The following is an 18,753-nucleotide window of genomic DNA, read 5'->3' as shown; positions in this document are numbered from 1 at the left end:
GCTTCTTCATGTCAGGGCCCCACATCGGGATCGGATGCCCAACGCATTCGAGTGATGGAGCCGAGGGAGCACCCTGTTATGCAGCGAAATATACGAGTTGGAATGGCCGCGCTGGTTGCCGCGCCGTTTCTTGGGTTCATGGCAACCGAGGCCGCAGCGGCCGCGCCGCAAGTCTGCACCGTCAACACCGCGCGAGCGGCTGCAAATGAGGGCGACTACGGCACGCTTTGCGGCTGCTCGCATGTGACGCCAGGGTTCGTTTCCTATCTGCAGAAGCGGACGGATTTCGACGCCATCCTGCAAAACACCGCGACGCAATGTGTGGGGCTGGCAGAGCTTCTGACCGATCTGCCGACCGCTTCGATCTCGGACGCTGGCCTTGGCGAGGATCGCAACAGCGACGCGCCCTTGGGATCGTCGGGCGCGGGCAGCGACGGAGATTCCGGCGATGACGGTGGCAGCCCCCCGGGTGGCGGAGGCAATCCCGGCGGCGGCTCTGATCCCGGTGAAGGTGGCGATCCGGGCGACAACAGCGATCCCGGCGATGGCGGCGGCACGCCCGGTGATGGTGGCGGCAAGCCGGGTGGTGGTGGCAAACCCGGCCATGGCGGCGACAAGCCCGGCAAAGGTGGCGATAAACCCGGTAAAGGTGGTGGCAAAGGCGGTCACGGCGGGGATAAGCCGGGCAAAGGCGGCGGCAACGGTCACGGCGGTGCCAAGGGTAACAACGGCGGTGGCAATGGTGCCGAGGGGGCCAGCCCCGGACGCGGCAAAAACGCCAATGACGATGAAAGCTGATCGGGGTCAGCCAGCCCGGGCCAGTACAAGGAAAAGGCGGCCCTCGCGCCGCCTTTTTGTCAGAACCTTCGGGCCTGTCCCGATCGAAGCCTCTTGTGAGCCGCGTCAGCTGACGCTTTCCTCTTCCAGATGCAGCTTCATCTCGATCAGGACCTGCTGCAACATGCTGGTTTCCTTTAGCAGGCGCTTGGCCTCATTCACGGTGATAATGCCATCCTCGATGGCTGACTGATATTCGGTCATCAGCATCGCAAACCGCTGACTCAGCGCGATGACATCCGCATTCACCCCACCGGTGCGTGGGCTGTCCGAGTTGCGACCATCGTATGACAACGTGATGTTCTTCAGATCTGCAAGGGCTGCGGTCACATGTGGGTAGGTTGCGGCATTTTCCAGGCGCGCGACGGCATCGACCGGCATGAACCGATCGGCATGTTCGGCATTGTCGGAATAGTACCGCCCCAGCGTCGCCTTGGATTTTCCGGTAATCTCGCACGCCGCCTCGATTCCGACATCCTTAACCAATGCCTCGGTATGCTTCTTCAGATAGGCCCCGATATCCGCCATTTTGCTACCCTTGTTACCTGCGCTCCTGGCCCCCTGCCTGTCCGTGCCGGGGGAAAGGGAAGGGAAAGTTCCCATATCCGAGTCATAATTGAAATGCCATTAATTGACTATCCCTCAGAATTGCTGGGATTTTGTGAGTGAGTGGCGGCCGTTCGTGCCGGTAATGAGTGAAGGCAGGGCACCATATTCGCCCTGTAGTGTATAGGCCGTATGTAGGCCGACGACGCTGCTGTTGAGGGCGCGGGGCTCTCCATCCCCAAGAGCATCTGCTCGGCCCCGGCAGCCGCAACGGCGGCGTCGCTTTCATTTGCGCATTGATGGTCTTGCCCCTGCTGTTTGCTGGTTTTAGACCAACGCCATGGCAAAGCTGTATTTCAACTATTCCACCATGAACGCGGGCAAATCGACCGTGTTGCTGCAGGCCTCGCATAACTATCGCGAACGCGGCATGGACACCTATCTGCTGACAGCGCATATCGATGGGCGCGCCGGGGCTGGGCGGATCGCCTCGCGTATTGGAATCTCGGAACAGGCAGACACGTTCCGGCCTGACGACGATGTTTTTGCCATGATCGAAAGCCGCCTGTCTCAAGGCCCGATCGCCTGCGTCTTTGTGGACGAGGCGCAGTTTCTGTCTGAAGATCAGGTCTGGCAACTGGCCCGCGCGGTCGACGACCTGAAAGTGCCGGTGCTTGCCTACGGGCTGCGCGTGGATTTTCAGGGCAAGCTGTTTCCCGGCTCTGCCGCCCTGCTGGCGCTGGCGGATGAGATGCGCGAGGTCCGCACCATCTGCGAATGCGGACGAAAGGCGACGATGGTGATTCGTCAGGACGAAAACGGCAACACCATCACCGAAGGCGCGCAGGTCCAGATCGGCGGGAACGAGACCTACGTCTCGCTCTGCCGCAAGCACTGGCGCGAGGCGGTCGGGGCCTAGACCGGGTTGGGCAAAGGACGGCCCGCGACAAACGCCGCGACATTGTCCAGCGCCATATGGCCCATATCGGTCCGCACCTCCTCGGTCGCCGTTCCAAGATGCGGCAGCAGGGTGACGTTCTGCATATCGCACAGGGCCTGCGGCACCGTAGGTTCGAACTCGTAGACATCCAGCCCGGCACCACCGATCTGGCCGGCCTGCAAGGCCGCGATCAGGGCGGCCTCATCCACGACCTCGCCGCGCGCGATGTTGATCAGGATCGCCGAGGGGGCCATGGCCCCAAGCACCTGCGCGTTGATCAGGTGCCGGGTCTCGGCCCCGCCCGGAACGGCCACCACAAGGAAATCCACCCCTGCCGCCAGTGCGGTAAGGTCAGGGAAGTATTCAGCCGCGAAGTCCAGTTGTTTGGCGCTGCGGGATTGATAGGCGACGCTCATCCCGAATCCGAAGTGGCAGCGCCTTGCAATCGCCTGGCCGATCCGTCCCATGCCAACAATGCCAACGCGCTTGCCCGAGACGTGATGGCCCAGCATCTGGGTCGGGTGCCAGCCTTGCCATTGGCCTGCGCGCACCAGTCGCTCGCCCTCGCCCGCGCGACGGGCGGTAGTCAGCAGCAGGGTCATGGCGATGTCGGCCGTGGCATCCGTCACCGCACCGGGCGTGTTGGTGACGGCAACGCCCGCGGCATGGGCAGCGGCGGCGTCGATATGATTGTAACCGACGCCGAAATTGGCCAGCAACTTGCAGCGCGGTTCAGGCACCTGCGCAAATATCCGGGCCGAGAACAAGTCGCCCAGCGTGGGCACGACCACATCAAATTCGGTCAACGCGCGCAGCATTTCATCCTGCGTCAGCGGCAGGGTTTCATCGCGGATTTCCACGTCGAATTCGGCACGGGCGCGGGCCTCGACCGCAGCGGTCATTGGGCGGGCGATCAGAAGTTTCATCAATGCATCCTTCCGCCGATGGGAACTGCGCCGTCGGGCCCGATCAGAACGATCTCTCCGTTTTCATCGGGCAGGCCCAGCACCAGAACCTCGGACATGAATTTGCCGATCTGGCGTGGGGGGAAGTTGACCACCGCCATCACTTGTTTACCCACCAGCGACGCGGGATCGTAATGCGCGGTGATCTGGGCCGATGTCTTGCGCTCGCCAATCTCATCGCCGAAATCGATCCACATCTTGATCGCAGGCTTTCGGGCCTCTGGGTATGGCTCGGCGCGGGTCACCTCGCCCACGCGGATGTCGACTTTGAGGAATTCGTCAAATGTAATCTCACTCACGAGACAGCTCCTTCGACCGGTTGGTGGCGGCCTGAACGGCGCGGTGCAACAGATCGGGAAAGCCCTGTTCTTCGTGCATCAGCACCTCAAGTGCAGCCTGAGTCGTACCGTTGGGCGAGGTCACGTTGATGCGCAATTGCGAGGGGTCCTCATCCGCGGCCATGGCCAGTGCCCCTGCCCCGGCCACGGTGGATTTAGCCAGCTTCATCGCCAGTTCGCGCGGCAGGCCGTGCGCCTCGCCCGCTTGCGCCAGCGTTTCGATCAGGTGAAACACATAGGCCGGGCCCGAGCCGCTGACGCCGGTGACCGCATCCATCTGCGCCTCATCATCCAGACGCACCGTTTCACCTATTGCCGACAGCAGGTCCTCTGCCAGCACCATATCCGCGTCCGAGGCCGCGGCATTCCCAACCAGCGCCGTGATCCCCTGCCGCACCGCCGCTGGCGTGTTCGGCATGGCCCGGATGATTGGCGTATCCGCCCCCAGCACGTTTTCAAAAGTAGCCAGAGACGTGCCTGCGGCGACCGAAATGAACAGGCTACTACCGCCGCCCAGCGCCTGAATGGCAGGCAGCGCTTCCCCCATCATCTGGGGTTTGACCGCTACCAGAACCACCGCCGGGGATTCAGGCAAAGCTGTGTTGATGTTGACGCCCTGCGCCTTCAGCCAGTCCGAGGGGTGAGGATCGATCACCCAGACCGAAGCAGCAGGCAGACCATGATCCAGCCAACCCGCCAGCATTGCCGAGCCCATCTTGCCGCATCCCAGCAGCACAAGGCCCTGTTCCGCGACCCGCGAGATATCCATGATTGCCCCTCCCCCTATTTGGTTCGGGGCAAAGCTTTACGCGCGGCCATAGGCCTCTGCAATGGCGACTTGCATCGCCTCTTCGGGGGTGCGGTTGCCCCATGTGACCAATTGGATCGCAGGGTAATAACGCTCGGCACTCAGCACCGCGGCGTTGATCATGGTGTCGATCTGTTCGGGGCTGGCCGTCTGGCCACCGGACAGAACCAGACCATAGCGATAGACCATCAGCTTCTGGTTGGCCCAGTAGGTAAAGGCCCCGGCCCAGCACTGGTCATTCATTTTGTTCAGCAGCTCATACAGCTCTGTTTCACGCTCGGCCGGAGGTTCCATTTCAAACGAACACACCATGCGCAGGGTCTCGTCATAGTTCGACCAGGCCAATGTAATGGAATAAGTGCGCCACTGGCCTTCGACAGCCATGGCGATCTGATCATCCCCGATCCGGTCAAAATCCCAGTCGTGATGTTCGGCAAGATGTTCAACAATGTCGATCGGATGAAGGTCTTCTTCGAGATACTGCTCGGAAAGGGCCATAATGCCACCTCACTAATCTCTAGCATTTGGGGCTGGCAGCGCCCCAGCGCTAGTTGCCTGCTCTACAAGCCGGGCTTCCCCAGTCTGTCTATACTAAATATGGTGCGATGTGGGTGGGTCTCTGACAACCCCCATTTTTGGGGATAACAGCAATAAGTTGTGGACAGTTGGCAACGCAGCTCAAAATATTGTCGCCGGTTGCAGCTTTGCCTTGATTAATTTCTGCAAGACGCCAGAATTCACCTCGCCGCACAAACCAGAGGTTGGATTGCGCGGCAGAAACGTCTTACCGAAAGTCTTGGATTTGATGGGCGTTACTTGTCCAGCTTCGCCTCGAGCGCTGCGATGCGCTGTTCCAGCGCCGCGTTCTCTTCGCGCGCTTTCTGCGCCATGGCGCGGACGGCATCGAATTCTTCGCGGGTGACGAAATCACGGTCAGCCAGCCAGCGATCCATCATCGATTTCATCGCATTCTCGGCCTCTTCCCGCGCCCCTTGTGCCACGCCCATGGCGTTGGTCATCAGTTGAGACATATCGTCCAGAATCTTGTTGCGGGTTTGCATGGGCTTTCTCCGATTTCGCGATTGCCTTCTATATGGGTAAAGAATGGCCCGGGCTCAAGGTTGACTTGCCCTGCAAACCCCGGGCAATGAGACGCACATGCAGGCTGTTCTGAATTTCCCCGATCTGTCGCCCGAATTGTTCTCGATCTCGCTGTTCGGGATGGAATTCGCGCTGCGGTGGTATGCGCTGGCGTATATCGTCGGCATCCTGATTGCGTGGCGCATGGCGTCAATGGCGCTGCGGCGGCCTGCATTGTGGTCCGGCCAGACGCCGCCGATGAAGCCTGAACAGCTTGAGGATCTGATCACATGGATCATCCTCGGCGTGATTCTGGGCGGGCGTCTTGGCTTTGTCCTGTTCTACCAACCGGCCTATTACCTGTCGCATCCGATTGAGATTCTGATGGTCTGGCAAGGCGGCATGGCCTTTCATGGCGGGCTGCTGGGCGTGGTCATCGCAACCTATCTCTATGGCCGCCGCCATCAGGTTCCGCTTCTGTCGCTCGCTGATCTGGTCGCCCATACTGTTCCCCCCGGCCTACTGCTGGGACGGCTCGCGAATTTCTCCAATGCCGAGTTGTGGGGACGTCCCAGCGATCTGCCATGGGCCGTGATCTTTCCCGGCGCGGCGGCGCAGGATTGCCCCGGCGTGGTCGGGCTGTGCGCCCGTCATCCCTCGCAACTATACGAGGCCGCGCTAGAGGGGCTGCTGCTGGGCGCGGCATTGATCTGGCTGGCCTACCGACGCGGAGCCTTCAAGAAACCCGGCCTGATCATGGGCGTCTTTCTGGCGGGCTATGGCGCATCGCGGTTCTTTGTCGAGTTCTTCCGTCAGCCCGACGCGCAGTTCATCTCCCCCGGAAACCCGTTGGGGCTGGCGTGGCAGATTGGAGGCTATGGCCTAACCATGGGGCAGTTGCTGTCCCTGCCGATGATCGCGCTTGGGCTGTGGTTCGCTCTGAGAGCCCGGCGCGCGTCATGAGCCTGAAGGACCATCTGCTGGCGCGTATTCAAACCGATGGACCCATGACCATCGCCGATTACATGACAGAGTGCCTGCTGCATCCGACCCATGGTTATTACACGACACGCGATCCGCTTGGCGCGCAGGGGGACTTCATCACCGCGCCCGAGATCAGCCAGATGTTCGGCGAGTTGATCGGCCTGTCGCTGGCGCAATGCTGGATGGATCAGGGTCAGCCCGACCGGTTTGCGCTGGTCGAGTTGGGCCCGGGGCGCGGCACCCTGATGGCCGATATCCTGCGCGCCACCCGGCAGGTTCCGGGTTTTCACGATTCTGCACAGATCACCCTGCTTGAAGCCTCACCCGCCCTGCGTCGGATACAGGCTGACACACTTTGCGCGCATGCGCCTGACTGGATCGAGCAGATCAGCGATCTGCCTGATCTTCCGCTATTTCTGGTTGCCAATGAGTTCTTCGATGCCCTGCCCATCCGGCAATTCCTGCCCGACGGCGCAGAATGGCGCGAACGGCTCGTCGGCATTGACGGGGATACGCTGACCTTTGGCCTTGGTCCGCAAATGGCGCAGTCGGCTCTGGACGATCGTTTGTCAGACACCAAGGACGGCGATCTGATCGAACTCTGCGATGCAGCCATTCCCTTTCTGGCCCCCATCGCCGCGCAAATCGGGCGCAAGGGCGGATCGGCGCTGATTATCGACTATGGCGACTGGCGCTCGCTGGGGGACACGCTGCAGGCGGTGCAGGCGCACAAGATGGTCGATCCCCTGGATACACCAGGGCAGGCAGACCTGACCGCGCATGTGGATTTCGAACCGCTGGCCCTTGCCGCCCGGGCCGCAGGCTGCGCACATACAAGGCTGACGCCTCAGGGCGTGTTTCTGGAGCGCTTGGGTATCACCGCGCGGGCGCAATCACTTGGTTCGGCGCTGAGCGGCCCTCAGCTTGATGCGCTGATTGCCGCACATCGACGGTTGACGCATCCCGATGAAATGGGAAACCTGTTCAAGGTGCTGGGACTCTACCCGCCGCACGCCGCGCCGCCACCGGGACTGGAACCATGACGCTGGAAATTCTGACCTCAGACATTCTGTCCCCGGTTCGGCACGGGTTCTTCAGCCGCCGGGGTGGTGCGTCTTCGGGCATCTTCTCAGGGCTCAACTGCGGCCCCGGCTCCTCGGATCTGGCTGAGGCGGTCGCCCTGAACCGCAAACGCGTCGCCACTGCGATGGAGGTCGCCCCCGAGGCGCTGGTCGGGGTGCATCAGGTGCATTCGCCAACCGTGATCACCGTCGACGCGCCGCTTTCAGGTGACAAGCCCAAGGCTGATGCCCTGGTTACGGCCACCCCCGGTCTGGCCCTGACGATTCTGACCGCCGACTGCCAGCCGGTTCTGTTTGCCGATCCTGACGCAAATGTGATCGGCGCAGCCCATGCCGGATGGCGCGGTGCACTGGACGGCGTTCTAGAGGCAACACTGGATGCGATGGAGGCGCTGGGGGCCCAGCGCAAGAACATTTCTGTCGCCATCGGCCCTACCATTTCGCAACGTGCCTATGAGGTCGGCCCCGAGTTTCTGGACGACTTCCTTGCCGCCTCACCCGACAATGCGCGCTTCTTTGCAAACGGTCAGGGCGACCGGTTGCATTTCGACCTGCCCGCCTTCGGCCTGCAGCGGTTGCGTGAGGCCGGCGTGGGTCAGGCGGAGTGGACCCGCCATTGCACCTATTCCGATCCCGACAGATTCTATTCATACCGTCGCGCCACACACGCCAAAGAGGCCGATTATGGCCGCCTGATTTCGGCGATCAGGCTGTAACAACGGGCTGAAATAAGGCAACTCTGCCCCGTTTTCGCCACATTCTTTGTGTTTATCTGAATCAGAATCGTATCAAATTTTCGCTGGTACTCAGGTGGTTACCCATTTTCTTGGCACCCTGGGGCTGGCCGTACCAACAAAGAGGTGTCTCGAACCTTCATTTGTCCTCAATTCATCCCGGATCAGCCTTATGGGTGCCGCAAATTCGCATCAGGCTGGGGTCATGGACGAACAACCGGGGCATTAGGCCCTGTCGAAGCAGGACAAAGAAATGAAAACGAAATCGCGCTTTCTCAATGCCGTTTTTGCGGCCGTCAGAGATCAGGAACCGGAAATGCCCTGGAAGCGGGTTTCAAGCCATTCTGTCCGAGTCGCGCGCCGTCTGGCCGCACGTCGCTGACAAATAATCCCCACGAGACCAGCTGCCGGTCTCGCAGGGCAAGACGCATACCGGATAAGGCTCCGGTCCGGTGTGTGCGGTCGCAGATGGGTTTGCGGCCATGGTTCGGAGTTGTGTCTGCAGCAGGCAATTGCCGCCTGCGGTTAACGAGTTTGTCTTGGGGGGTCATGAACTTGGCCGAAATACTGTTGTTTTCTCTCGCGGCGTGGGGCCTGTTCGGTGCCCGTCCAGCGTTTGCCCATATTATTAAAGACAAAGAACAAGATCGTCTGACGGGACTGTACGGGGGTTCAACCCGTTCGGGCGAATTTTAGAGGGGACGGAATACATATGGCTATTCCAAATTCACTGGCCCGCGCGGCCAGAAACGCGGTTGAAACATCTGCGCTGCTGCGTGATGCGCCGCGTCCAACGACGGCACCCAAGGCGCAACTGCGGCGCTACGAAGTCAGCACGTTGCTGGAAAACGGAGATGTTTCGCAAACGCGTCACATCGCACCCGCCCTGCCGATGTTCGAGGACGCCTTCTGCGCCTTCACACGCGGCTCGCTGGTCGAAACACCGCAAGGACCGATGGCAATCGAGGACCTGCTGCCCGGAGATGAGGTTCTAACGCAGGATGGCACATCGGAAACCGTGCTGTGGAAAGGCTCGGTCACCTTGATCCCCGGGCGCGAGGATTCGCGGGGACGGACCCGCCCCTTGACCCGGATCATGGCCGACACGTTCGGAATGCAGAAGCCCATGTCGGGCGTTATCGCAGGCCCTGCGGCACGGCTGCTTGGGTCACCCGCGCATCTGCGGCATCTGAATGACGGTCAGCCGATCCTGACGCCGGTGCATGAATTCCAGGACGGGATGGGCGTTATCGAAACATTGCCGCCCACACCGGTGGAATTGTTTCACATCTGCGTCGCCCGCCATTCGGTCATCCGTGTGGATGGGCTGCAGTTCGAGACCTATCATCCAGGCGTAAATGCGGTGCGGATGATCAGTCACTCTTTGCGTTCGGTCTATCTGAATCTATTCTCACATATCGAATCGCTGAATGATTTCGGCCCGTTGCTGTTGCCGCGCGCCGGAGATGGTGAGGTAGACGCGATTACGGCCTAAAATGTTAACGATTGCTGCAAATGTGGGGGCATCATGCAGATATTACTAAGTTGGATCTTCTCGCTGGCTTTGGCGGCCCTGTTGCCGCCCTGTCCTGCGGGCCAGAACACGTCCAGGCTCAGGCGGTCCGGTTCATCCGGTCTTCCAGCACGTCAAATGGCACGCCTGGCTCGTCTTTTGCGCCTCGGATAACCAATGAGGTCTTGACGCTGGCCACGTTCGGCGTGGTCAGCAGATCGCCGGTCAAAAACTGCTGAAAGCTGCTCAGGTCAGGGGCGACGCATTTGAGGATGAAATCCACCTCGCCGTTCAGCATGTGGCATTCACGAACCAGCGGCCAGTCCTTGCATCGGGTTTCGAACGCGCTGAGCTCGGCTTCGGCCTGGCTTTCCAATCCGACCATAGCAAAGACCTGAACTTCGAACCCAAGCTCGCGGGCGTTGACCTCGGCATGATAGCCGCGGATATAGCCCGATTCTTCCAGCGTGCGCACCCGCCGCAGGCAGGGCGGGGCCGAGATTCCGACGCGCTTGGCAAGTTCCACATTGGTCATGCGACCGTCGGCCTGTAGCTCTGCCAGAATTTTGCGGTCGATTTCGTCCAGCCGGGTTGTGACCATCGAATGCTCCTGAGTTTTCAGTTCTTATACCAGTAGCACCGGCAGGCGCAATAATATTTCACACCTGCGCAATATTCGTCATTTTGGATATAGGTTAGGCCGCGTACAGCTCTCTGAAACGCAAATCCGGCTTGCGGCAGGAAGGGGCTTTAAGCGCCGCGCCGCGGTCGCTATATCGATCCGCACCGGACACTTGTCCGGACGAGCAGATTGAGTTGGGGGTACCATGGCCGAAACACGACACACCAAGGTTCTGATCATCGGATCGGGACCGGCCGGATATACTGCGGGCGTCTATGCCAGCCGCGCCATGCTGGAGCCGATTCTGGTACAGGGGATCGAGCCTGGCGGGCAGCTGACCACGACCACGGAGGTTGAAAACTGGCCGGGTGACACCGAGGTGCAGGGCCCCGATCTGATGGTGAGGATGCAGGACCATGCCAAAGCGATGGGCTGCGAGGTGATCGGCGATATTATCAGCGATCTGGACCTCAGCCAGCGCCCCTTCACCGCAAAAGGTGACAGCGGCACCGTTTATACGGCGGATGCGGTGATTCTCGCCACAGGCGCGCGCGCCAAATGGCTGGGTCTGCCGTCCGAGGAGAAATTCAAGGGCTTTGGCGTCTCGGCCTGCGCCACCTGCGACGGGTTCTTCTACCGCGGTCAGGAAATCGTGGTCATCGGCGGCGGCAACACAGCAGTCGAAGAGGCCCTATTCCTGACCAACTTCGCCAGCAAGGTCACTCTGATCCATCGCCGTGACGAATTGCGGGCCGAGAAAATCCTGCAGGACCGCTTGCTCAAGAACGAAAAGATCGAACCGCTGTGGTTCCACGAACTGGATGAGGTCGTCGGCACCGATGCCCCGCTGGGCGTGGAAGGCGTGCGGGTCAAGAACGTAAAAACAGGCGAGATCACTGAGATCCCTTGCAAAGGCGTCTTTGTTGCCATCGGTCACGCGCCCGCCAACGAACTGGTCAAGGACACGCTGGAAACCCATATGGGGGGCTATGTCGTGACCAAACCGGGCACCACCGAGACCTCGGTTCCCGGTGTTTTTGCAGCCGGTGACCTGACTGACCACGTTTACCGTCAGGCCGTCACCAGCGCCGGGATGGGCTGCATGGCCGCGCTGGATGCAGAACGCTTCCTGGCAGAGAACGAGTGACGTGATCACGGAATTCTCCGGCCCGGCCTGGAGAATTCTGTTTCGCTCTCGCGCAGACGCACCGCTGGCCCCTGCCCGCGCGCCCGAGGGGCGATTTCACCATTCTGGCCAGTTCGCACTTTATGCCTCGCTGAGTGCCGAAGGGGCCGGGATCGCCATTCGACGCTATGTTCAGGCCAGCGACCCGGCGCGGATTATTCGGCGGTTCCAGGTCTCTGGTGCTCGGATGATGGATCTTCGCGGACGTCCCGAAGTGTCGGTGGTCTGGCAGGACGCTTGGGACCTCGGGCATCCCTCTCCGACATGGCAGTATTCCGACCAGGCCCGCGCGCAAGGCGCGGACGGGTTGCTTTACAGTTCGCGGTCCCGCCCCGACCTCAGCCATCTGGTGCTGTTTGATGTGCGGCCCGGTCTGATCGCTCCCGCAGGCCCAGCCTGTGACTGGCTCCCTGAAAGGTGACGCGCGCCGCCTTGACCGCAAGACAGCGCCCGGTCAGAATCGCCCAAGGCAAGGCGAAGAACGGGTGAGCTTTTGGATAACGCTCTTTGGCGCGGCGGGTGGATAAGCCGGCTCAGGATCGCAAGCGGTCTGGTGCTGTTCGTCTTTGCGTTTTTTCATTTCATCAATATCGGCCTGGGCCTGTTTGATACTCATCTGCTGCACGGGATGCAGGATGGGCGCAAAGCCGTTTCGCGCCATGATTTCATCAGCCTTGCCCTCTATGTCTCTCTACTGGTCCATGCCGGGCTGGCTTTGGTGTCGATCGCCCAGCGCCGCACCTTACGGATGCCATTCAGCATGGCGTTGCAGGTGATCTTGGGGCTGCTGATCCCGCTGCAACTGATCGCGCATGTAATTCAGACCCGATATGCCCACGAAGTTTACGGTGTGAATGACGAGATGGGTTATATCATCCTTCTGATGTGGCCCAGCACCGCCATCTGGATGCAGAGCTTGCTGTTGTTGCTGGTCTGGGTGCATGGCTGCATCGGGCTGCATATGTGGCTGCGCATGACGTGGTGGTGGCGCAGCGCGGTCCCCTATCTGATCGGCCTTGCCGTATTTGTGCCCGGCTTTGCGCTGGCCGGTGTCCTGACCGAAGGGCGGCGCATCTGGGCCGATTTCGCCGATCCCGATCTGCGGGCACAGTACATCGAACATTACAACTGGCCTTCGCCCGAGGCATTCCAGTCCATGTTCACCGTCAAGGACTACACGCTGATGGTGTTCTGGGCGGCTCTGGGATTGACCGCCGTGATCTATCTGGGGCGCAAGCTATGGCGGCGGCGGCACTCGGTTCGCATCCGCTATGTGAATGGCCCCGAGGTGGTGTCGGAAAAGGGGATGACCCTGCTTGAAATGTCGCACGCCAACGGTATCCCGCACACCGCCTTGTGCGGCGGTAAAGGCCGCTGCACCACCTGCCGGGTGATCGTCGCAGAGGGCGCCGACACCCTGCCCCCACCGACCGATATCGAGGCGCGCAGTCTCAGGGCTGTCGGTGCCCCTGACGGAACAAGGTTGGCCTGCCAGATGCGCCCCACCGATCCGATGACGGTCTTCCGCGTCTTCCGCCCCGACGGTGCACGCAACCGGGCCCATGCAAGTCAGGGGCAGGAACGGCAATTGGCGGTCCTGTTTCTGGACATGCGCGGCTTTACAGCCCGAACCGCCGGGCAGTTGCCTTATGATATCGTGTTCCTGCTGAACCGCTTTTTCGATGCAATCGTGCCCGCAATCACCGCACAGGGCGGCGTGGTCGACAAGTATATGGGCGACGGTCTGCTGGCGATGTTTGAAACCGCGGATGCAGCAAGCTCGGCCCGCGCGGGGCTGAATGCCGCTACCGATGTGGGCCGCGCGCTGGAACGGTTCAACCAACAGCTTGAAGCCGAAGGCAGCCCACCGATCCGCATTGGCATGGGGCTGCACTTGGGCGATCTGGTTCTGGGTGAGATCGGCGCGGCAAAGCACGCGCCCCGCACGATCATCGGCGATGCGGTGAATGTCGCCAGTCGTTTGGAGAGCGAAACCAAGGCGCTGCGCGTGGAACTTCTGGTGTCCGACGATGTCCTGCAGGCAGCGGGGTTGCAGTGTGACCCCGGTGAACTGCACGATTTCCGGTTGCGCGGCGTCACCGCGCCAGTCCCCGCTCTGCCGGTCAAGCGCGCCTCGGAGATTGAACATCAGATCAAGCAGCAAGAACAGATCGCCTGAAAACGCGACCTTGGACCGTCTAGGTCAGGACTTTCGCCGCAATTCACCTTAGAAACCAGAACAGTTTTCCAATCGCAGGAAAAACCGCACATATCGTTCTTTGTTCCCGCGGACCTCTGGACTTCGCCTGCGGACCGGGGCAAATGCCCATGTAAACACCCTTGAAACACAAGCAAAACACCACCCTGCCAAGAGTTTTCCGATGACGATGCTAGCCAATCTGGCCCCGATCCCCGAACTATATGTCTCATACGAGTCTGCCCAGAAACTGAAGGTCGAGGCCGCCGACCTGACCAGCTGGGACCTCAGCCCGCGTCAGATCTGCGATCTGGAACTGCTGATGAATGGCGGCTTCAACCCGCTCAAAGGGTTTCTGAGCGAGGCCGATTACGACAATGTCGTCGACAACATGCGTCTTGCCGACGGTACGCTCTGGCCGATGCCGATCACGCTGGATGTCAGCGAAGCGTTCGCCGAGACGATCGAGCTGGGTCAGGACATCGCCCTGCGCGACCAAGAGGGCGTGATCCTCGGCACCATGACCGTGACCGACCGCTGGACCCCCGACAAGGCGCGCGAGGCCGAGAAGGTGTTTGGCGCCGATGACGATGCCCATCCCGCCGTGAACTACCTGCACAACGTCGCAGGCAAGGTCTATCTGGGCGGCCCTGTGGTCGGCATTCAACAGCCCGTCCATTACGATTTCCGCGGCCGCCGCGACACGCCGAACGAATTGCGCGCGTACTTCCGCAAGCTGGGTTGGCGTCGCATCGTGGCCTTCCAGACCCGCAACCCGCTGCACCGCGCGCATCAGGAACTGACCTTTCGCGCCGCCAAGGAAGCACAGGCCAACCTGTTGATTCACCCGGTTGTCGGCATGACGAAACCGGGCGACGTCGACCACTTCACCCGTGTCCGCTGCTATGAGGCGGTGCTGGACAAGTACCCGGCCTCGACAACCTCGATGAGCCTGCTGAACCTCGCCATGCGCATGGCTGGCCCGCGTGAGGCGGTCTGGCACGGGCTTATCCGCGCCAACCATGGCTGCACCCACTTCATCGTGGGCCGCGACCATGCCGGACCGGGCAAGAACTCCGCGGGTGAGGATTTCTATGGCCCCTATGACGCGCAGGACCTGTTCCGTCAGTTCCAGGACGAGATCGGCGTCGAGATGGTCGATTTCAAACACATGGTCTATGTACAGGAGCGCGCCCAGTACGAGCCCAATGACGAGATCGAGGACAAGGACAACGTCACGATCCTGAACATCTCAGGCACCGAACTGCGTCGCCGCCTGTCAGAAGGTCTGGAAATCCCCGAATGGTTCAGCTTCCCCGAGGTTGTCGCCGAGTTGCGCAAAACCAAGCCGCCGCGCAGCCAGCAGGGGTTCACCGTGTTCTTCACCGGCTTCTCGGGCTCGGGCAAATCCACCATCGCCAACGCGCTTATGGTCAAGCTGATGGAGATGGGCGGTCGTCCGGTGACATTGCTGGATGGTGATATCGTGCGGAAAAACCTGTCCTCGGAACTGGGTTTCTCGAAAGAGCATCGCGATCTGAACATCCGCCGCATCGGCTATGTGGCCTCTGAGATCACCAAGAATGGTGGCATCGCCATCTGCGCGCCGATTGCGCCCTATGGCACCACCCGCCGCGCCGTGCGCGAAGAAGTCGAGCAATTCGGTGCCTTCTGCGAGGTGCATGTCGCAACCTCGATCGAAGAATGCGAACGCCGCGACCGCAAGGGCCTGTACAAGCTGGCGCGCGAGGGAAAGATCAAGGAATTCACCGGGATTTCTGACCCCTATGACGTGCCCGCAAACCCCGAACTCAGCGTTGAGACCGAGAATGTCGAGGTCGACAACTGCGCCCATCAGGTTCTGCTGAAACTGGAAAGCATGGGCCTGATCGCAGGCAAGTAAGCCTACACAAGTCAAACAGCCCCCGGTCCTCCCGGGGGCTGTTTTCGTTTGGGCCCCCGCATTGCCGCCGCTGGTTGAAACAGATAATAGCTTGGGCAGGGGTACTTGCAGGCGCGATCAATCCATGGGGCAAACTCTGCCGACTATCGCCGGTTTCTGGTACGGCTCGGATCTGTCCTGGCTTGAGGTCCTGTGCATCCGCTCGTTTCTGGACAACGGGCATACGTTCGCTCTTTACACCTCCGATCACGTAGGCGGCGTGCCGCGGGGCGTCGATATCCGCCCCGCTTCGGACATCCTGTGGCCACCGCCGTTTGACTTGCAGCAGAGTATCCGGCTGCGCGTCGCGGTGTTCTCGGATATTTTCCGCCTGCGCCTGCTGCAGAAAACGGATTTCATCTGGGTCGATCTGGATGCCTATTGCGTGCGACCTTTCGATTTCGACACCCCTTATGTGTTCGCCCCAACAGGCGACGGGTCCTACCCGAACGGCGTCCTGAGGCTGCCGCCCGACTCACCAACGCTGGTGCAGATGCTGGAATTCATCACCTCGGAGAACCCGAGCCAGCCGTGGCGCGGATCGCGCCTGCACCGGATCAACCGGGAACGCGTTCAGAACGGCGAAGCCTGGGGGATCGAGGCGCTGTCATGGGGCTGCTCCGGCCCCAAAGCGCTGAGCCATTTCCTGCGCAAAACCGGAGAGGATCAGCACGCCTTACCGTCCAAGGCGCTCTACCCGCTGGCGGTCGAAGAGTTATGGAAGCTGCATGATCCCAGAGTTCGGATCGACCAGATCGAGCGTCCGGGCGTCCACTCTGTCCATATCTACGGTCATCAGAAAAAGTGGCTGGCCACGCAGCGGGCCGGGCTGCCGTTGCCCGGCTCGTATTTGCAACGGCTCTGCCAGCGGCATACAATTGACCCGGCCCAAAACCCCATCGCACAGCTTGAGTGGATGAAACCAAGGGCCTAAGCGGGTCAGTTTGGTAAATTCACCTGCCCGCGCATCAGAATATGGCCGCGCCCGGCGACCTTGATCCCGGTCATCGCGTCCGCAGGCCCGACGCGCGTCACACGCGCCTGCCCGGGGCGGCCCATGTCATGGCCCTGTTCGGCGATGAAGGTCTCTTTGTCCATCAGGCCGTGGCTCCACAAATACGCCGCCATCGCGCCGGTGGCCGATCCGGTGAACGGGTCTTCGGGCGGGCTGGGTGGGGCCATCAGCAGGCGAGAGAAGGTATCACCCAACTCAGTTGCGCCCTGAAGCGTGACCAGAAACGGCTCGGCCATGTCATTCCCCAGGAAACCGGCCTTCTCAGAGATTTTGCCCAACGCCGTCGTATCCAGCTTTGCAGCCCGCAACGCCGCATGATCGCGCAGGACGGTGATGCAGAAGGGCAAGCCCGTCGACACGAATTGCGGGGGAGAAATAATGTCCCCGGGCGAAAGATTGGTGGCTGCGGCAACCAGTTCTATAGGCACATAGTCGCCAAATTGCGGGGCGACTTGTCTCATCTCGATTTCGTCACCATTCAGCCTGATCGACACGATCCCCGCGCCGGTCTCAAGCGTCAGGGCATCGCCCTGAAACAGACCGCGAGACCGCATCGCGGCGACGGTGGCAATGGTCGGGTGCCCGGCAAAGGGTATCTCGCGGCTGGCAAGGAAATAGCGGACCCGGATATCCGCCACGTCAGAGGGCCCGGTGAATGTGCATTCCACCAAAGAGGTCTCGCGCACATAGGCCATACAGACTGTATCCGACAGCCCCGCCCCGCCATGCACCACCGCGCAGCCATTGCCGCCAAAGGCCCGGTCACTGAAGGCGTCCACCCAATCGAAATCATACCAGCCCACGCGCGTCCTCCAACAAAAAGCGTCGCCGCATGTTTCACCGGCAACGCATCAAATGTCACGTTATTTAGGCTGAACGCGGGGCCGTCTAGTGTACGGCCACCGGGGACAGGTCATGTTCGCGTGCCAGCACAAAGGCCAGCTTGCGGTCGGCGACCAACGCCAGTTGCTGCCCATCAGAATCGTGGACGGCGTATAGCTGATCCAGATCGCCCGCCTGCTCGCGTACATCACGTGGCAGGTCAGCCACATCGACGGCCTTGACGTAAACGATCCGATCCCCTTCGGTGTTAAGCTCAATCGGCGTATTCATTGCTCTTACCCCTTCCGTATGTTGATTGTCTGAACCACGGTTTCAGGCACGGCGCGGGTCAGGTCCACATGCAGCAGACCGTTTTCCATGATCGCCTCGCCCACCTCGACCCCGTCAGCCAGCACGAACATGCGCTGGAACTGGCGTGCCGCGATGCCGCGGTGCAGGAATATGCGCCCCTCGCTGTCGTCGCGTTGACGGCCCCGGATCACCAGTTGGCGATCCTCGATGGTTATCGACAGGTCCTCTTCCGCGAACCCGGCCACGGCCAGGGTGATGCGATAGGAAAAATCCGAGGTCTGCTCGATATTATAGGGCGGGTATCCTTCGTTTCCGGCCTTTGCAGACCGTTCAAGAAGGCGTTCCAATTGCTCGAACCCCAAAAGATGCGGGTATGAGCCCAAGGTAAGTTTCGACACGTATTTTCGTCCTTCATTGTCAAAGCGACGTATTCTGCGGCCCCATCATCGGCAACCGCGTGGTATAGAATATGGGAAGATGCAGGGATGTCCACAAGGTCTGGCCGGATAAACCCTGACACACTATCTTGTGTCACAAGCACCACTTGAAACACTGAGTCGCCCATGAACGCGCCCACCGATCTTTCGATGAAAACCGATGAAGTCCTGCGGGTGGAGCTGGAGGTCTTTCGCCGCCAGCACCGCGATCTGGACGAGGCGATCGAGGCGTTGCAGGCCACCGGAACGTCCGATCAGTTGACGATCAAGCGGCTGAAAAAGCAGAAATTGCGGCTGAAAGACATCATCCGCCTGATCGAAGACCGCCTGACCCCCGATATCATCGCCTGAACGGTGCGGAACACATTGCCACATATGCGGATTTGGCTATAG

The 18,753-nt window shown here is 60.8% G+C and carries 22 protein-coding genes; 12 read left to right on the top strand and 10 right to left on the bottom strand.

What is annotated here, in order from left to right; translation table 11 throughout:
- The first annotated feature begins 102 nt into the window (after nucleotides 1-102).
- A complete protein-coding gene (locus ACR1XV_RS10315; RefSeq protein WP_480530947.1) occupies nucleotides 103-798 on the top strand; it encodes a hypothetical protein in 696 nt (231 codons plus the stop codon).
- A 105-nt stretch (nucleotides 799-903) separates the two neighbouring features.
- Here ACR1XV_RS10315 and ACR1XV_RS10310 read toward each other — a convergent pair whose 3' ends face one another.
- The gene (locus ACR1XV_RS10310; protein WP_480530945.1) at nucleotides 904-1,365 is read right to left on the bottom strand and encodes a hypothetical protein; all 462 of its coding nucleotides are present in this window, start codon (nucleotides 1,363-1,365) and stop codon (nucleotides 904-906) included.
- A 358-nt stretch (nucleotides 1,366-1,723) separates the two neighbouring features.
- Between ACR1XV_RS10310 and ACR1XV_RS10305 the strand changes: the two genes are divergently transcribed.
- Nucleotides 1,724-2,302, top strand: coding sequence for a thymidine kinase (locus ACR1XV_RS10305; RefSeq protein ID WP_480530943.1), 579 nt, complete (start codon nucleotides 1,724-1,726; stop codon nucleotides 2,300-2,302).
- Here ACR1XV_RS10305 and ACR1XV_RS10300 read toward each other — a convergent pair.
- The 5 genes from ACR1XV_RS10300 to ACR1XV_RS10280 form a co-directional block, all read right to left on the bottom strand.
- Nucleotides 2,299-3,249, bottom strand: a complete 951-nt coding sequence (locus tag ACR1XV_RS10300) for a 2-hydroxyacid dehydrogenase (RefSeq protein ID WP_480530941.1) — start codon at nucleotides 3,247-3,249, stop codon at nucleotides 2,299-2,301. The genes ACR1XV_RS10305 and ACR1XV_RS10300 overlap by 4 nt on opposite strands.
- Nucleotides 3,249-3,587, bottom strand: a complete 339-nt coding sequence (locus ACR1XV_RS10295) for a tRNA-binding protein (protein WP_480530939.1) — start codon at nucleotides 3,585-3,587, stop codon at nucleotides 3,249-3,251. The genes ACR1XV_RS10300 and ACR1XV_RS10295 overlap by 1 nt, the downstream gene beginning before the upstream one ends.
- Nucleotides 3,580-4,395, bottom strand: a complete 816-nt coding sequence (gene proC, locus ACR1XV_RS10290) for a pyrroline-5-carboxylate reductase (protein ID WP_480530937.1) — start codon at nucleotides 4,393-4,395, stop codon at nucleotides 3,580-3,582. Before proC ends, ACR1XV_RS10295 begins: the two co-directional genes overlap by 8 nt.
- Nucleotides 4,396-4,431: 36 nt before the next feature.
- Complete coding sequence (locus ACR1XV_RS10285; protein WP_480530935.1) at nucleotides 4,432-4,932, bottom strand: type III secretion system chaperone family protein; 501 nt, start codon at nucleotides 4,930-4,932, stop codon at nucleotides 4,432-4,434.
- A gap of 314 nt (nucleotides 4,933-5,246) precedes the next feature.
- Nucleotides 5,247-5,495, bottom strand: a complete 249-nt coding sequence (locus ACR1XV_RS10280; protein WP_010441801.1) for an accessory factor UbiK family protein — start codon at nucleotides 5,493-5,495, stop codon at nucleotides 5,247-5,249.
- 97 nt (nucleotides 5,496-5,592) lie between these two features.
- On the opposite strand from ACR1XV_RS10280, the gene lgt reads away from it, so the two are divergent.
- From lgt to ACR1XV_RS10260, 4 genes are all read left to right on the top strand, one after another.
- The gene (gene lgt, locus ACR1XV_RS10275) at nucleotides 5,593-6,477 is read left to right on the top strand and encodes a prolipoprotein diacylglyceryl transferase (RefSeq protein WP_480530933.1); all 885 of its coding nucleotides are present in this window, start codon (nucleotides 5,593-5,595) and stop codon (nucleotides 6,475-6,477) included.
- Nucleotides 6,474-7,541 carry a class I SAM-dependent methyltransferase gene (locus ACR1XV_RS10270; protein WP_480530931.1) on the top strand — a complete coding sequence of 356 codons (1,068 nt, stop codon included), beginning with the start codon at nucleotides 6,474-6,476 and terminating at the stop codon, nucleotides 7,539-7,541. Before lgt ends, ACR1XV_RS10270 begins: the two co-directional genes overlap by 4 nt.
- Nucleotides 7,538-8,296 (top strand): peptidoglycan editing factor PgeF, encoded by a 759-nt coding sequence (gene pgeF / locus ACR1XV_RS10265; protein ID WP_480530929.1) that lies wholly within the window; start codon nucleotides 7,538-7,540, stop codon nucleotides 8,294-8,296. The genes ACR1XV_RS10270 and pgeF overlap by 4 nt, the downstream gene beginning before the upstream one ends.
- Nucleotides 8,297-9,026: 730 nt before the next feature.
- Nucleotides 9,027-9,809, top strand: a complete 783-nt coding sequence (locus ACR1XV_RS10260) for a Hint domain-containing protein (RefSeq protein ID WP_480530927.1) — start codon at nucleotides 9,027-9,029, stop codon at nucleotides 9,807-9,809.
- Between the two features lie 118 nt (nucleotides 9,810-9,927).
- On the opposite strand, the gene ACR1XV_RS10255 is transcribed toward ACR1XV_RS10260, so the two are convergent.
- Nucleotides 9,928-10,428, bottom strand: coding sequence for an Lrp/AsnC family transcriptional regulator (locus ACR1XV_RS10255; protein ID WP_480530925.1), 501 nt, complete (start codon nucleotides 10,426-10,428; stop codon nucleotides 9,928-9,930).
- A 226-nt stretch (nucleotides 10,429-10,654) separates the two neighbouring features.
- On the opposite strand from ACR1XV_RS10255, the gene trxB reads away from it, so the two are divergent.
- From trxB to ACR1XV_RS10230, 5 genes are all read left to right on the top strand, one after another.
- Complete coding sequence (trxB, locus tag ACR1XV_RS10250) at nucleotides 10,655-11,596, top strand: thioredoxin-disulfide reductase (protein ID WP_480530923.1); 942 nt, start codon at nucleotides 10,655-10,657, stop codon at nucleotides 11,594-11,596.
- 1 nt (nucleotide 11,597) lies between these two features.
- Complete coding sequence (locus ACR1XV_RS10245) at nucleotides 11,598-12,056, top strand: RES family NAD+ phosphorylase (protein WP_480530921.1); 459 nt, start codon at nucleotides 11,598-11,600, stop codon at nucleotides 12,054-12,056.
- Between the two features lie 72 nt (nucleotides 12,057-12,128).
- A complete protein-coding gene (locus ACR1XV_RS10240) occupies nucleotides 12,129-13,814 on the top strand; it encodes an adenylate/guanylate cyclase domain-containing protein (RefSeq protein ID WP_480530919.1) in 1,686 nt (561 codons plus the stop codon).
- A 202-nt stretch (nucleotides 13,815-14,016) separates the two neighbouring features.
- Nucleotides 14,017-15,735 carry a bifunctional sulfate adenylyltransferase/adenylylsulfate kinase gene (locus ACR1XV_RS10235; protein ID WP_480530917.1) on the top strand — a complete coding sequence of 573 codons (1,719 nt, stop codon included), beginning with the start codon at nucleotides 14,017-14,019 and terminating at the stop codon, nucleotides 15,733-15,735.
- Nucleotides 15,736-15,859: 124 nt separating this feature from the next.
- The gene (locus ACR1XV_RS10230; RefSeq protein ID WP_480530915.1) at nucleotides 15,860-16,708 is read left to right on the top strand and encodes a glycosyltransferase family 32 protein; all 849 of its coding nucleotides are present in this window, start codon (nucleotides 15,860-15,862) and stop codon (nucleotides 16,706-16,708) included.
- Between the two features lie 5 nt (nucleotides 16,709-16,713).
- Here the strand turns inward: ACR1XV_RS10230 and ACR1XV_RS10225 are convergent, their stop codons facing one another.
- From ACR1XV_RS10225 to ACR1XV_RS10215, 3 genes are all read right to left on the bottom strand, one after another.
- Nucleotides 16,714-17,592, bottom strand: a complete 879-nt coding sequence (locus ACR1XV_RS10225; RefSeq protein WP_480530913.1) for a PhzF family phenazine biosynthesis protein — start codon at nucleotides 17,590-17,592, stop codon at nucleotides 16,714-16,716.
- Nucleotides 17,593-17,677: 85 nt separating this feature from the next.
- Nucleotides 17,678-17,902 (bottom strand): DUF1150 family protein, encoded by a 225-nt coding sequence (locus ACR1XV_RS10220; RefSeq protein WP_480530911.1) that lies wholly within the window; start codon nucleotides 17,900-17,902, stop codon nucleotides 17,678-17,680.
- Between the two features lie 5 nt (nucleotides 17,903-17,907).
- Nucleotides 17,908-18,321 (bottom strand): Hsp20 family protein, encoded by a 414-nt coding sequence (locus ACR1XV_RS10215; RefSeq protein WP_058275530.1) that lies wholly within the window; start codon nucleotides 18,319-18,321, stop codon nucleotides 17,908-17,910.
- Nucleotides 18,322-18,486: 165 nt separating this feature from the next.
- Here ACR1XV_RS10215 and ACR1XV_RS10210 point away from each other — a divergent pair, with 165 nt between their 5' ends.
- Nucleotides 18,487-18,711: a YdcH family protein gene (locus tag ACR1XV_RS10210; RefSeq protein WP_037308505.1), complete on the top strand. Its 225-nt coding sequence runs from the start codon at nucleotides 18,487-18,489 to the stop codon at nucleotides 18,709-18,711.
- Nucleotides 18,712-18,753 lie beyond the last annotated feature (42 nt).

This window comes from Ruegeria sp. AD2(2025), from assembly GCF_056542385.1.
The sequence above is the reverse complement of the archived record's forward strand: the minus strand, read 5'-3'. Positions and strand labels throughout refer to the sequence as shown.